Origin of the sequence: Sphingobacterium sp. GVS05A (genome assembly GCF_019969845.1) — a bacterium.
GTDB lineage: Bacteria > Bacteroidota > Bacteroidia > Sphingobacteriales > Sphingobacteriaceae > Sphingobacterium.
In genome coordinates this window covers 236,441-252,263 of record NZ_JAHXYR010000009.1, presented here as the reverse complement: position 1 = coordinate 252,263, position 15,823 = coordinate 236,441, and the positions used below count along the sequence as shown (strand labels likewise).

Sequence of the window (15,823 nt, the reverse complement as noted above, 5' to 3'; positions counted from 1 at the left end):
GTTTTTACTTAATAAGAGTCTAAGACCTACCTAGTATCTCTATTTTTTTAATTTCTACCTTTTGCCTATTTAGTATTGAGACCTGCGTATTAAGTTTTTACTTAATAAGAGTCTAAGACCTACCTAGTATCTCTATTTTTTTAGTATTTAGATTATGAATAAAAGAACAAGGAATTAGTAACTGACGTAATAATCTTTCGGAAACTGTTCCGCATTCCAGCATTTCTGTGATGTCCATTTCTGTGGGACACATGTCCAGAACTCATCCGTAGCGGGTAATCCTAAGGGTAGGAACGACAACGATGCCACATACATTGATCCGGCGTTGGTATAATAGTCGGCCAAATTTGACTGCTGGTCTCCAACCACCCCCATACGCAGCCATCCTGACGGAGCGAAAGTTTTGTCAATATAGATATGTCTGAGTACTGCCGTCAGGGCTGCCCTCACTTGACCTTTTGAAATATCGTCCGGCAACTTATTTTCTAAGGCTACAGTTGCCAAAGGTTGAAACGCTGCATTCTTGTAGGTAGACGAACGTCCTACAACCACATAGTATCCTTCAGGCGATATCATCCGTTCTAAATGATGTGCATAACGCTGCATGCGTTTATAGGCACGTTCATACATTTCTTTGTATTTTCCACCAGCGGAGATATTATGACGAAGTGATTCGACCTGCATGCAATGGATCACATAGCCATTGTAATGGTCAAAGCTAAAACGAGCCCCATCACTATACCAACCATCACCAACATACCATTCCTGATCAAATTTATTGACCGCGTAGTCTATTTTCTCACGCGCACATTCCTCGCCAGCACTATATAGGAAAGTTTCTGTCATTGCAGCAAAAAGCAACCAGTTACTTTCATTAGGTTTAATCTTACGTAATAGTTTGAATTCTTCGACAACCCTTTTCTTTGTTACCTGATCCAATGGTTCCCAAAGTGCTTTGGGTGCTCTCAGGAACGCAAGGGCTAGATGTGCAGCATCTACTAGTGTCTGCGATGAGGGACCGCGCCATGTAAAATAGTCCGGAGATTTAGGATCTACACCATATTGAATACCCAATAAGGCTTGATCACGTAATTTCTTACGTAATTTCCCCTCTTCAGTGCTGTCATCAGCTAAAGCCAGCCAAGGTGCCATGCCTGCCAGCAATCGACCGAAAGCCTCGAGATAACCAACTCCCGGATCTCTACTGTCAAAAGTAGGACTGACCTCCATCGGCATCTTTTTGCGCCATTGCTGTTTACTGATATTATCCAATATAGGTGTGGCCATCTTGCTTAGTATTGAAACCCAATAAGCACGGTCATTCCCAGCATAACTTATACTTTCATCGGATAAAACACTTGCCTTCGCCCCCATTGGCAACGAGGCCGTCAATGCACCAACGCCAGCACCGCCTAACAATTTTAATACAGATCTTCTCTTCATCGATAATGGTTTATAAGTAAATGTGCACGCTACAAGCGCACATAAAACACTAAAAATCTTTATTTTAATATAGAAAAACAAGCTAAAAAGAATCAATCGCCCGTGCAATCGTTTGCCAGAGCGATTGATCCATAACTTTGTTACATCTTAATTACTATTTCCATACCGGATTCTGCACCAGATTCGGATTTAAGGACAATTCTGAGATAGGAAGCGGCCAGAGATAATCACGAGCGGGATCAAATTTCCGAGTTGCTGCTGTCTGTGCAATCACATAACCTTCAGGTGTAAGATTCACAACAGGCTGTTCTGCATATTCGCCTTTGAAAAATTGAATACCTAGTGTAGGCAACGGTAATACCTTTTCTGCAATTTTCCACCGGATAATATCCCAATAACGGTGTTCACCTTCTATTGCAAATTCTACTCTACGCTCTCTTCGAATTTCCTCCAACATATTCATCTGATGGTCTGTCGCAAAAGCATTCGTCAATTTGGGCATGCCTGCGCGCGCGCGAACTATATTTAAAGATTTATCCAGGTCAGTATCTGAAATTTTTCCATCCAGTTCATAGACTGCTTCTGCATAAGACAACAATACTTCAGGATATCGAATAATTTTATGCTCATTGAAACTCGCTTGGTTCACCCAATCTGTATCATTAAAATATTTAAAGGTTTTATATCCCGTTTGTGTAAATGAAAACATAGGCTGGTATTTGGAACCATTGATATAGGCATCTCCTGTCTTAAAAACAGTCATTGCCAGACGAGGATCTCTATTTTCAAACTCCGTTAATGTGCTTACACTTGGTTTATAATAAGGTGATCTATTCGCACCCTCTCTAGGTAAACCATCAATATACAAGTAAGCGTCCACTAAATAACGTGTAGGTGTAATCGCCCCTTGCTCTATATTCCGGCTATAATTATGTGTCGAGATTCTATCCGTCATATCTTTCCCATATAAACGGGGTAATATGACTTCCTTATTTGCATAACCGTTTCCTTCTTTTTGAAAAAGATAATAATAACTCTTTTCTGGGTTAGCTCCATAAGTAAAAAGCTTAAAATAACCTGTTGAAATAATATCATTGGCCGTATTTTTCGCTAATGTCAGGTGTTTTTTAGCATCTCCAAATTGATGATACTTTTCAAAAGTTCCTTCAAAAAGTGCAAGTCTAACCTTAAGCGCCTGTGCAACACTTTTATTGATTCGGCCGTAATCGGTGGATTTTGTCGCACTGGCCTCAGGTAAATTTTGGATCGCATAATCCAGGTCACTATAAATCAGATTGACAACTTCATCACGTGTTCCTCTTGGCGCTTGAAGCAATTCATCCCCAAGGTCCATGGTACGGGTTATGATCGGCATTCCTCCAAATCTCTTGAGCAATTCGCCATAAGCATAAGCTCTAAAAAATCGTGCTTCAGCGCTATATTTCGTTATAACAACTGCGTCTAGCGACATCTTTTCTGCCTTTTCCAAGACAGTATTTACTGCGCGGATTAGCTGATAATTACTTGTATAATCTCCGCTACCATTAGGCACCAAGCGGGATCCATCGCTGATCGAATTGTTACCTGTAGAACGAGAATCATCAGTCCAATTTGCGGCGCTATTTTCGCCTATTCCTGGCAAGAAGGTATAAAGATAATTTACCCCCATCAGCAAGTGCTGTTCGGTTTTCCAAAAAGACGCATCCGTCACCCTAGTCTCATCTATCTTATTATCTAAATCCTTCATACATGATGAAAATAGGATATTGGCCGACGCGATTAGGACTCCCAATTTTGCAACTCTCTTTATAATGGTTTTTGATTTATTTATTTCGATTTTCATAATTTCCCAGGTTTTAAAACGTAACATTTACCCCTAATGTGAATGAACGGAAAAATGGATATCCGAATGCCTGTCCATTTGGCGTTTCAGGATCATAATAAGGGTTCCATGATTTTTTAAATTCAAATAGATCTTCGCCGGAGAAAAAGACTCTTAAACGTTCTATTTTCGCTCTTGTCGTCAATTCCTTTGGTAAGGTATAGCCCAATTGGATATTTTTCATGCGTGCATAGGCACCATTGACTACCCATTTATCGGAAATCCTTGTATTACTTCCCCCACCCATAACTGGTCTTGGGAACATTGCATTTGGATTTTCTGGCGTCCAGTAATCTTTATGGATGGCCCAGGCCTGCCGCCAGCTTTCAACATAAGGAAGGGTCAAAACGGAAGGTAGTAAAAACTCTCTTTTCCCAACACCTTGAATAAATGCACTAAAATCAAATCCTTTATAATTAAAACCTAGATTCAATCCGAAAGAATATCTTGGATTTTGAGTACCGAGGTATACTAAATCACCTGGATCTTCTAAGTTACCTTTGCCAGAGGAAATAATTCCATCACCATTTACATCAACATAGCGAATATCTCCAGGCCCCAAATTAGGGTTTTGATGATTTACCTGGTTATTTTTTATCTCATCAGCATTTTGGAAGTAACCATCCGTACGGTATCCAAAAATTGAGTTTTTAGAATATCCTTCTAAAAGGGAAGCGACACCATTACTTACATTGGTTCTATTTAAAAATTTAACAACTTTATTGTTATTATCAGATAAGTTAGCACCAATAGAATAATTGAAATCCTCCCCTATCTTATCACGCCAATTTAAGCTCAGTTCCCAGCCCCAAGAATCAAAATCGCCAATATTAGTACTCGGGCTTCCAATACCAAATACACCTGGTTGAATGACTACCCCATAAGTTCCTCTTGTTTGTCTCCAAAAATAGGAGAATGATCCATCGAGTTTTCTATTGAACATCGCAAAATCCAATCCTACATCAGTATTTGTCACTTTTTCCCATTTTCTTAAAGGTGACGCGGCGGCGTTAATCCAATAATAGGTATTACGGACATTATTAAATGGATATGCATCGCCCTTAGATAATAGATTTGTATAGTCATAATTGCTTGCGCGAGGATTATCACTATTGGGGTCATTGGCTTGTTTACCCCAGGCAGCTCTCAATTTTAATTCATTGAATATTTTAGAAGCAGCCCCAAACCAAGATTCATTATTTATCCGCCATCCTGCAGAGATACCAGGTAAAGTGATCCAGCGGTTAGCTGGAGATAAACGAGAACTTCCCTCTCTATTTAAGGTTCCCTGGATAATATATTTTTGATCAAAAACATATTGCGCGGTACCAAAGAAAGAAATCAATGTATTGGTTTGTATATTATCGCCAACAGTGGTGTTATTTTTATCCCCAAACTGACTTAAAGCCAAGACGTCATCCGTTGGAAGATTAGAAGCCGACGCGCCAATATAATCGTAGCGATAATCGTCATAACGGTAGCCTCCACGTGCTAATACTTCATGTTTTTCATTAAAAGTGCGATTATACTCACCTACTGCTTGCCAATTGTTCGTTAATGTCTGAGAACGTCCTTTCATTATTGAATTAAGATTAATTCCCCCTGCCCATCCTGTTCGTCCATTTACATTATACATTGGGACTGGTATTCTAGTATTATTATCATTTTCGACTACTATCCTTGGACTATATAAAACGCGTAGTTTTAAACCTTCTGTAAAAACATCCTTTGCCCCCAATTCAAAACTACCGCCAATTTCTTGAATGACATTATTGTTACGTCCACCATCCTTTAATAACCCAACAGTTTCGCCAGCAGCACTTCCAGCAGCATATTTTGTATCACCACTTTCGGGAAGATATATCGGACTTAGGCTCCGCGATGAAACAATATTATAGATCAATCCATAATCATTACTGGCTCCCAAAACGCTTGTATTTCTCTCCGATCTACTGTATAATATTTTAGAGTCCAAGCTAAATATCTTGGAAAGTTCTCTATGATAATTAAACCGTCCATTCAAACGTTTATAGTCATCTGGGCCAAATCTAAAAATTCCTTTATCCATGATATAGCCTAAAGAAAACAAGTAATTATCCTTTTCTGTACTTCCTGAAATAGATAGATTTTGATTTAAACGGGTTGATTTATCTTTGAGTAAAATCTCTGGATAATTATAATTGCCAAAATATTGATATGCAGTGGGGTTAGTTGGGTTAATTCTATAATATTGATTGGGATCCTTCATCAAGGCAATTAATTCAGCTGACCAATCTGGAGATTGACCGGCATTAATACGAGCTAGGTTCTGCATCTCAGCCTCCTCCCAGCTATTAATCCGCTCTGGAAAAAGTCCCATCTTTTTTGCCGTCCACATCCCTTGATAGTTTACCTTCAATTTTCCCTGACCAGATTTTGTCGTCACAAGAACAACACCGGCTGCTCCCCTAGAGCCATATATAGCAGTTGCCGAGGCATCTTTCAGAATAGATATACTTGCAATATCGTCCGGATTGGTGTAGGTTAAACTACCGGGAACGCCATCAATAAGTACCAATGGATTAGATGACCCCGTAGATAGATCCCCACGAATATTAACCGAAAAGCCCTCGGCGCCCGGCTGTCCACCAGAGCGAGTCACAACTAAGCCGGGTGCAGCTCCCTGCATTGCAGACATGACATTGGATATTGGGCGGGAATCCAGAACTTTTTGATCTATTGTAGATACCGAACTCGTCAAATTTGCTTTTTTCTGTGTTCCATATCCTACAACAACGACTTCATCAATTGCCGAACTTGCCCCCTCCAGCGTGACGTTAACTATTTTGCGATTGTTTAGTGCTATCTCTTGGTTTTGATAACCAACATAAGAAATTACTAGCGTTGCGTTAGGGTTTACAGATAAGGAATAGGTTCCTGATCCATTTGTAGAAGTTGAGACTGTTCCGCCCTTCTCACGAATTGTTACACCTGATAGCGGTGTTCCTTGACTGTCTTTGATTTGGCCTGTTACATTTACTTTCTGCTGGGCATGAACTGCACCTACAGAAAATAGCGTCATAGCGGACAATCCAATTGCGTAAAACTTAGCCATACTTTAGGAAATTGGTTTTATAATTAAAAATGGTTACTTAACTATGTCAAAATTGAGCAAGAACGACGATTTAGTAGGGTGATTTTTATAAATATTAAGGGGTAAAATCTTAAATTTGATGCTGTAACCTCTATTTATCTATGAAATTCCCAGTACAACAGATTCGAAGCATTGCCATCACTTTATTGCTCCTCTGCTCAAGTATCATTTGTTGTGCCCAGCACTTTAGTTTCGAAACTCTGACACAGGATAACATCCTGGACAAACAGGCGGTACTGACAATCGCGCAGGATCGACAAGGTAAATTATGGTTTGGTGGGGGAAACAACCTATTTATTTATGATTCCAGAAATGTGACCAATGTTTTAGTCACGGACTCGATTTTCAAAAATGTAGATTACATCAATAAGATTAATATCAATGCCCGCAATGATATTTTTATTGCAACCGCAACGAAACTCTTCATTTTTAATATAGACAAAAGAAAACCTGTCTATCAACAAGACAAGTCATTTGAACTTCCTTTAGTTATTCATGATATTTACGTTCATGGCAATAACACCATCCTCTGTTCCGCTCGCGGGCTATATCTTGCCGTCCCTTTAGGAAATTCCTATACCATAAAATCGATCCTGACCCGCAATCATGTCCAAGCTATTGTTCCTGTTAATTCGACAACATATGCAGTTGCCAGCGATAGTGGTATTGAATTTTGCACGTTAAAAGAGAATAAGATAACGTCCATCGAACGTATCTCATTACCGCTAAAAGATCAGGGTATCGTCAGCACTTTTTATTATCAAAATGGCACATTATGGATTGGGACAAAACTTCAGGGATTATTTCAATATCGACTATCGGATAAGCATTGGCAGCACATTCATGAAGGGAACAGCAACCTTCTAAGTAATAACATCCGAAAAATCAATAAAGGCCCAAATAATACATTATTGCTGGGCACACTAAAAGGGCTTTCTGTCTTTACCGGTAGTACACCTTTTATTAATTACAAGCACAATACTTTGGTTCCGCATTCACTAAGCCAAAATTCCATTTATGATATATTTGTCGACGATCAACAAATTATTTGGTTAGGCACTTATTTTGGCGGCATCAATGCCATTTATCCGAATATGATTCCCTTACATGTTTATTCGAGTCGTGAGTTGCCTCAAAACAGGCTAAATAGCGATATTATTGGCAGTTTTGCAGAATCCCCAGATGCTTATTGGATCGGAACGGAGGAGGAGGGAATAAATCTTTTGGATAAAAAGACGGGAACGATGCAACCTTTTCCCAAACTATCGCGATCTAATCTGATCAAGGACTTGTCAATACGTAACAATGTCCTCTATGCGGCACAGCATGGTGGCGGTTATTCGATCATTGACTTAAAAACTAAAACTGCACGCCATGTCCTCTTGGACAAAAATCCGCTACATTTAAAAAATAATATCTATAGCATCTATGCCGGAGTAGACAATTATCTGTACCTGGGTACAAATGCTGGTTTATATATTGCACCTCCGGAGAAACCGCCATATCCGGTCAAAGGACTTCCTACCACATTGGCGGATATCCAAGCCGATAATAAAAATTGTGTTTATTTTTTATTAGGTGGGCGGCTTTACAAGCAAGATCCCACGACAAAAGTTATTCAACTATTTACGGACCCAAAATTATCCATTCAAGGGTTTTATGTCCATCCTGATGGTGATATCTGGTTTACAACTGCAACCGAATTGTATCATTTGGGCGATATCAAGCCTCTAGCCCGTTTTCATAATAACAACTTAGGCTGGCCTGTCATTATCGACAAACATTTCTGGATCAGCAGCAAAAATGGACTGATTTTCTTCGATCCGACAACAAAGTATAATACTATACTTAATCAGTACGATGGTCTCCCTGTTAAAAATATGCAAGGGGCAAAGGTCTATAGCAGCGAAGCCGGATTTTTATTCGTGACTACATTGAATGGTTTAGTTTCGATCGACACGCGAAAAATCACTTTCAATCAGAAAAAACCGAATGTGCTTTTTAGAAATATATTCCTTGAAGATACACCCTTAAACTATGGTCGCATCCAGCAAGGTGATCAGCCCAATAACTATACGTTGCAATTACGTTATGACGAGAATTTTATCACGGTCAATTTTTCGAGTTCCAATTTTATCAAACCACAGAAAAATAGATATCGTTATAAACTAGAAGGTTTTGATAAGGATTGGATAGAAACCGGTACGCCAAGTGTCAGATATACCAATATTCCCGAAGGAAGGCATACACTCAGTGTATATGCCAGCAATAACGATGGTATCTGGAGCAGTACCCCTCTACAAATAAACATGGATATAAAGCCTCCGCTCTGGAGAACTTGGTGGGCTTACCTCTTATACGCCGGATTATTTACCCTCGGTGTACACTTTGTTATCAGGTTTGTCGTAGAACGCCAGATGCTGATCAATTCTGAAAGAGAACAGGAGAAGAAAATCAAATTCTTTACACAAATTTCACATGAGATTCGTACCCCGCTGACCTTGATCATGTCACCTCTGGATGAAATCATCACCGAAACGGCCAACTTATCGGCCACGCAATCTAAGATAAAACGGATTAAAAAGAATGCAGCTAAATTATTGGGGGTTGTTAACGAGCTACTTGATTTCAAAAAATTTGATGACAAGCACTTCATCTTGAAACAGAGCGATATCCCTTTCAGGGAATATATTGAAGATACATTCTACCTCCTCAATGATCTTGCTCAGAATAAACATATCAATTATTATATCCGACAATTGGATGCCGTAGGGTTACAATCCATAGACGCTGTTCAATTTGACAAGGTCATGTTCAATCTATTGTCAAACGCCATTAAGTATACACCCGAGAATGGCACAGTTTATCTTGAACTCCTTGAGAGCGAAGACAACATCATTATCAACATCGTTGACAACGGGATTGGCATCGCAACGGACAATCAATTCAAGATCTTTGAAGAATATTATCGGGAGGAACAAGCAAATGACAGTATAGGTACTGGTATCGGACTAGCCTTAACCAAGCAAATTGTCCTACAGCATCAGGGAGAGATCCGTTGTTTTACCATGAAAGATGATAAAGGAGAGTGGACAGTGTTCAACCTACGTTTGCCAAAGCTATCGAAAGTCCGCATGTCCTCTCCTACAGACTCCCCGATGACCATAATAGATGAATCAAATTCAACAATTCCGACCATATTGGGCAGATCTTTGCAACAGACCATTCTCATTGTCGAAGACAATAGAGAGCTATTGGATACCATTGTTCATTTGTTTCAGGATAGCTATACCGTCATCACGGCTGTCAATGGAGAAGATGCCTTATCGAAAGCGCAAGAGTATATTCCCGACTTGATCTTATCTGATCTGATGATGCCTTATATGAATGGAACCCAGTTGTGCCAGGCAGTAAAAACAAATATCGCAACCAGTCATATTCCTGTTATCCTGTTGACTGCAGTGACAGACAATGAATCACAAACACAAGCCCTACAATACGGAGCAAACATCTATCTAACAAAACCTTTTGACAATAGGCTGTTGTTTCTATCTGTCCAGAATCTCATAGCAATCAGTCATAAAAAGAGCAAGGAATTTCAGGTCAAAAAAACAGATTTCGACAATGAACTGGATGCTCAATTTATTGCCACATTAGATCAACTGATCGAAGATAATATGCAGTCGGATGACTTTGATGTTAATTTTATCTCCCGAAAGATGGGAATGAGCACACCTATTATTTACCGAAAGCTCCGGGCGATATCCAACCTTTCAATCAATAATTATGTGAAAATGTACCGGCTTAACAGAGCGAAGGAGTTGCTAAAATCTTCGATGAATGTCAGTGAAGTCGCCTATGCAGTCGGATTTTCTGAAAGAAAGTACTTTAGCAGGGAGTTCAAGAAACAATTTGGGTATAATCCGTCAGAGCAAGTAGCGGATTCCTACGAAGATGATTAAAAAACAAAAGGGATTAAATATTTGAAAAGAGACTGTAGTAGGATACGAATAAATTTAAAAGTAACAAAGGCGCCTAAATGGGCGCCTTTGTTATCTTTACCTTGGTATCTTTACGCTATTTACTTCGCGATTTCTTTAATCATTGGTTCGCCATCCAAGAGCCTTTTATAGCGCACTAATGCCTCTACATAATAGTAGTCAGCATATGTCAGTGGTACATCAATCTCCGAATTTAGAGGAAGCGCCCCCACACTATGTTGAAGAATATAGCCTCCATTTTGGCCATAAGTAGCCAAATAAGGTGCTTGAGATAGATTTTTGATCATTGTCTCCGCTTTATCGAAGTAAAGTGCAGATTCGCTACCCTTAGTGTATTTCGAAAGCTCTAATAGCGCCGAAGCATACAAAGCAGCGGCAGAGACGTCTCTTAAGTCTTTATTCGGGTACATCTTATCAGATGCAGCGATCTTATCCTTATCAAAATCCCAGTACGGAATTAGATCGGAGGGTAGATCTGGATTGTCAAGAATGTATTTCGCTATCAGCTGTGCCTGCTTTAAAAACTCCTTTTTCTTTGTTTCACGGTACATCATTGTATAACCGTATAAAGCCCACCCCTGTCCCCGTGACCAGGCAGACTCATCAAATGCACCTTGATGTGTCTTTTTGGATCGTACTTTACCTGTATTCTTATCATAATCGATCACGTGGTAAGAACTATAATCTTTCCGAAAATGGTTTTTTAATGTTGTTTCAGCATGTGCGACCGCAATATCATAATACTTTTTATCTCCTGTTATTTTAGAAACCTGTGTCAAAAACTCCAAGTTCATCATATTGTCTATAATGACGGGATAATCCCAGGACCCGTGATCCCATGAACGGATAGTTTTTGTCTTCGGACTATAACGCGACGCTAATGAATTTGCTCCTGTTGTCAAAACTGGTTCATATTGCTGCGTCTTTCCGGTCAATCGAAGGGCATTTCCAAAACTACAGAACAACATAAAGCCCAAGTCATGCGTACCTTTGTTATTCTTCTCTCTTTCCAAGTGGGTTAATTTATTCTCAGCTTTCTTTAATAGATCCGGATCTTTGGTTCCTTCATATAAATAAAATAAAGTCCCAGGATAGAATCCCGAACACCACCAGCTCGATGACGAAAAAACCTCTTTACCATTTTCAAATGTTTTCGGAAACTTATCCGCTGGCGTTTCCTTATCCAAAACTTTAATCTGCTTGGCAGCTGCATCAAGTTGCTGTTGTACAAACTCTTTCGACAGTTTCAATTTCACAGTTTGTCCATGGACCAAAGTACCTGTCCCCAGAGCAGCCCATAAAATCATAAAAATTTGCTTTCTAAATCTCATTATTTATATTCCCTTTCTATACGTTGTTTATTTTGCTTGCTTTTATTTATTTACTTTCACGGATAGTGACTATAGCTCCCTTATTGAGTTCTAATCGGATTAAACCATCCTCCTGCTTCGTATACTTACCCTTTCCTTTTATTTTAAAGATTGGGTTAGGCATATCGAGCTTTAGTTTTAATGTTCCACCGTATTGGCTTTTAACTTCAACAGCTATTGTATTCCCATTTTTACGTTGCGCAGAAATCAAATTGCCCCCATCCGCTAAAAAATTGTTAAAGGAGACATCCTTCCATTTGCTCGGAACAGCTGGGAATACGCGCAATATCCCATTCCAATATTGCAGACATAGCTCCTGTATACTTGCCATGGCGGCCAACGGCGTTTCGATCACAGGACCACTTTCTGCATAGAGGGTATTCGCTTTTACATATTTGTTCAATAAAACATCCAACGAGGCTAAAGCTGCATCGCCGCGTCCTATCATGGCATACATCGAAGCCGCCCCTGAAAAGGAATACCCTTGAAGCCATTGCTTTTTACTCTGCCAATGTGCAATAGATTTTTCGATCAGCTCTCTATTTTCCTTTTGATCCCAGTTTACATCATAAAAAGGATAAATCATCATCAGATGCGAATAGTGTCGATGTGACTCGTCATAGGGTACATCTTTGGCAATCATAAAACCATCAGTGTTTTGTGGGTATTCAACCAAATGTGCCAGCACATCCTTCCACACCTTATGAAGTGGATCGTTGCCTCCACGTTCGTCATCTAGTTCCAGTAAAGCCTTTAAGCCCCACTTTAGGATTGATAGGTCGTAGTTTGTATTATAAGCAAATCCTTTTGAATATTCAGGGGAATAGGTTTTAACAGCGATAGCATATTTCCCATTTTGATCTTTCTCCAGCAAATGCAAATGGTAGTTGATTGCTTCCTTCAAAAGTAGAAATAGACGATCATACACATCTCGCGACAGTGTTGCCCGATAATACTGATAGTAGCTGTGCAGCAGCCATACAAGGTTACCAAGTTCTTTATCACCATCAGAAGCTTTTTCAAGGGAGACACCTTTTTGCAATAATACTGGACTCCATAAATCCGATGCAGAAGAACGACCTACGGCTATACTATTGTAACGATAGGGCTCTGGAACATTAAGACGCAGATTATCCTTATTTTTGTCAATCATTTGAATCAAGGAATTAGCGATATCCAGGTGATTTGCTTTAAAAGTCGGCGAATATGCGAGCTGTATATTTAGATTGAGCCAATAAGCTGGCCAGGGAGTGGGACTCGTCCACGGTCCTTGCAGATCCATAGCTGGCTTGTCCGATCTGGTTGCGCTTGCCAGCTTGTATAATTGCATATCGTAGAAACTTTGATAAGTTGAATCAGGCAGTTCGAGTGTAGATGCCTTAAAATAGCTTGTCCACCATTGACGATGTTGTGTCAGCCCCTTCGCTATTTTCCTATTGTCGATTTTTTTGAGATAATCCAGAGTTTCTTTTGTAAAATCCTTTCCTTCTTGGCTGTAGCCAACTGTGATAACATAAGTGTCAAGATCTTTGGATGATCGAAGTAAATAAGCTGTGGTATATCCCCCACCCGCTGTTAATGCTTGTTCATAATATTTTATGTGACCTTGTTGTCCATTCTTTCCAGCAGGATTGGCAAGGTATATCTTTGGTTTTTGGGTATAGGAAAATTTCATTCGCGGACTGATTGCCGAATCGGCCACCCAATTGAGCGAGTACTTTCCCGTAAAATCTTTTTTTAACACCTCTAATAAGATAATGTTATCGTTGGAAAGTGTCGTCGTTTTCACTTTGATCTGTCCCTGATCTGTCGAGACAGTCGCAACAGCATAAGCCTCCTTTAGATAGATATCACCCTTGCTTTGGGCTATTGCACTCCCCAGGTCCAGATTAAAGTACCCCAATGGCAGACGGGCCTTATCGAACAACTTCTCATCCGAATTTGCACGGTGGTCATATACATCGGTTCGGCCGATGTCAATACGCACCGATTTGTTACCCGATAGGTAGGTCATCGTTCCTAATAGACCATTCCCTGTAAACACACCCTCATATATCGTATTTCCGAGTGGCGCAACTTTAAATTGCCCAAATCCCATTATGGGTAGGATTGTCGCAAAAATAATTATGAATAGTGTTTTTGGTCTCATCATATCAGTTTCCTTCTGTTGAAGGCTCCATAAAGATGCTTGATTATCCAAGCATAATCAAGCTTGTTTTACGAAAACGATTGAGTGGCTTCACGAGTTTCCGGTATCATATCATCTGATTTTTATGTGAGTACCAACTGGATGAATACAAACCAAGGCTGCTATTCAGGTATTAATAGGATCAATAAATCGTTCTGTCCTTTCAAAATGCCACATACTGCGGTTCTATTATCACAAGGTGATTAGATTGTGTTCTAGAAAATTTGTGCGCTTTAATAAGAAATTCGAATAGTATAGTTCATGTAACAATTCTGTAACTAAATATAAGCTTTGTACAATAGAATCGAACCTTAAATATGAAAGAAATGAATTTAGAGCTATCCTTTTATTATTTTTTCATAAAACAAGAAGAAACAATACATAAAATTTTAGTTATCAGTTTATATTTATCAGTTTTTTATCTATTTTTAGGTTCAATATCCAATTGCAGTTAATTTTAACAGCCTAAAATGGATCAATTATAAAACAACTAATCCAACCAACATGAAAGAACAGAATTCATCAAGGCGTGATTTCATTAAAAAATCAGTGGTAGGTGCTGCAGCATTTTCTATTGTACCACGCTTTGTACTTGGAGGCCAAGGCTATCTTGCTCCGAGTGATCATCTAACCAAAGGAGTAATTGGCGTCGGAAATATGGGCCGTGGACACTTCGGCTATGCCGGAACAAAAACAGTTGCCATTTGTGACGTTGACAAAAGCCATCTTGCAGCTGCACAAAGTGACTTGGGTGGCGGCATAAAAGAATACCATGATTTTAGAGAATTAATCAAATCTCCAGAGGTAGATATTGTCCACATTGCTACTCCGCCGCACTGGCATGGCCTTATGTCTATAGAGGCTGCTAAAGCAGGAAAAGATATCTGGTGTGAAAAGCCAATGACGCGTACCATTGGTGAAGGTAAGAAAGTGAAAGAAGCCATTGCACAACACGGAAATATGTTCCGTCTGAACACCTGGTTTCGCTTCAAAGATGATTTTTATGGAATGAATGTTCCTGTTAGTAAAATCAAAAAACTGGTAGATACAGGCATGTTGGGTTGGCCATTAAAAGTAACAATAAGTAAACATACAGGATTTGACTGGAAATTCTATTGGGTAGGAAAAGAGAACCTACCAGAAGAACAAGTGCCAGCCGAACTAGACTACGAATTTTGGTTGGGTCCAGCGCCATATAAACCTTACAATAAACATCGCGTACACACGACTTTTAGAGGGTATTGGGATTATGATGGTGGTGGATTAGGTGATATGGGCCAGCATTATATGGATCCAGTGCAATATTTCTTAGGTAAGGACAATGAAAGCCCTGTGAGTGTAGATGTGGACGCACCACAGCAACACCCAGATGCCGTTGGTACCTGGAGACGCATTACTTTCACTTATGCTGATGGTTGTCAGATCATTTTAGATGGCGAGGCCAAAGATGAAAAAGCGGCTTATATTGAAGGACCTAAAGGTAAATTATATAAAGGATTTGCATCCGATATTCCTGATCTGGAAAGAAAACTGGCGCAATACCCTGAGCCTGCTCCGCAAATCACTGATTTTTTGGAATCCGTACGGACACGCGAAAAATTTGCCCTCAATGAAATAAACGGACACCGCTCCTGTACATTGGTTAATATGGGATTAGCAGCACTGCGCCTCAACCGCTCATTAAAATACGATTCTCAAAATGAGCAATTTATTGATGATGATGCTGCAAATCGTTTAATTCACCAACCAATGAGGGGTCCTTGGTCTATCTAACAATTATAATACGATGAAATATCATGAACCAAA

The 15,823-nt window shown here is 39.6% G+C and carries 7 protein-coding genes; 2 read left to right on the top strand and 5 right to left on the bottom strand.

Annotated features, from left to right (window positions below; genetic code table 11):
* Positions 1-174: 174 nt before the first annotated feature.
* From LC454_RS21425 to LC454_RS21415, 3 genes are all read right to left on the bottom strand, one after another.
* The gene (locus tag LC454_RS21425) at positions 175-1,443 is read right to left on the bottom strand and encodes a DUF2264 domain-containing protein (protein ID WP_223584505.1); all 1,269 of its coding nucleotides are present in this window, start codon (positions 1,441-1,443) and stop codon (positions 175-177) included.
* 154 nt (positions 1,444-1,597) lie between these two features.
* Positions 1,598-3,286 (bottom strand): RagB/SusD family nutrient uptake outer membrane protein, encoded by a 1,689-nt coding sequence (locus LC454_RS21420; protein ID WP_223584504.1) that lies wholly within the window; start codon positions 3,284-3,286, stop codon positions 1,598-1,600.
* Positions 3,287-3,299: 13 nt separating this feature from the next.
* The gene (locus tag LC454_RS21415) at positions 3,300-6,419 is read right to left on the bottom strand and encodes a SusC/RagA family TonB-linked outer membrane protein (RefSeq protein WP_223584503.1); all 3,120 of its coding nucleotides are present in this window, start codon (positions 6,417-6,419) and stop codon (positions 3,300-3,302) included.
* 140 nt (positions 6,420-6,559) lie between these two features.
* On the opposite strand from LC454_RS21415, the gene LC454_RS21410 reads away from it, so the two are divergent.
* Complete coding sequence (locus tag LC454_RS21410) at positions 6,560-10,420, top strand: hybrid sensor histidine kinase/response regulator transcription factor (RefSeq protein WP_223584502.1); 3,861 nt, start codon at positions 6,560-6,562, stop codon at positions 10,418-10,420.
* Between the two features lie 119 nt (positions 10,421-10,539).
* Here LC454_RS21410 and LC454_RS21405 read toward each other — a convergent pair whose 3' ends face one another.
* Both LC454_RS21405 and LC454_RS21400 read right to left on the bottom strand, forming a co-directional pair.
* Complete coding sequence (locus LC454_RS21405; protein ID WP_223584501.1) at positions 10,540-11,790, bottom strand: glycoside hydrolase family 88 protein; 1,251 nt, start codon at positions 11,788-11,790, stop codon at positions 10,540-10,542.
* 46 nt (positions 11,791-11,836) lie between these two features.
* Positions 11,837-13,981 carry a glycosyl hydrolase family 95 catalytic domain-containing protein gene (locus LC454_RS21400; RefSeq protein ID WP_223584500.1) on the bottom strand — a complete coding sequence of 715 codons (2,145 nt, stop codon included), beginning with the start codon at positions 13,979-13,981 and terminating at the stop codon, positions 11,837-11,839.
* 540 nt (positions 13,982-14,521) lie between these two features.
* Here LC454_RS21400 and LC454_RS21395 point away from each other — a divergent pair.
* A complete protein-coding gene (locus LC454_RS21395) occupies positions 14,522-15,790 on the top strand; it encodes a Gfo/Idh/MocA family oxidoreductase (protein WP_120261754.1) in 1,269 nt (422 codons plus the stop codon).
* Positions 15,791-15,823: the final 33 nt, after the last annotated feature.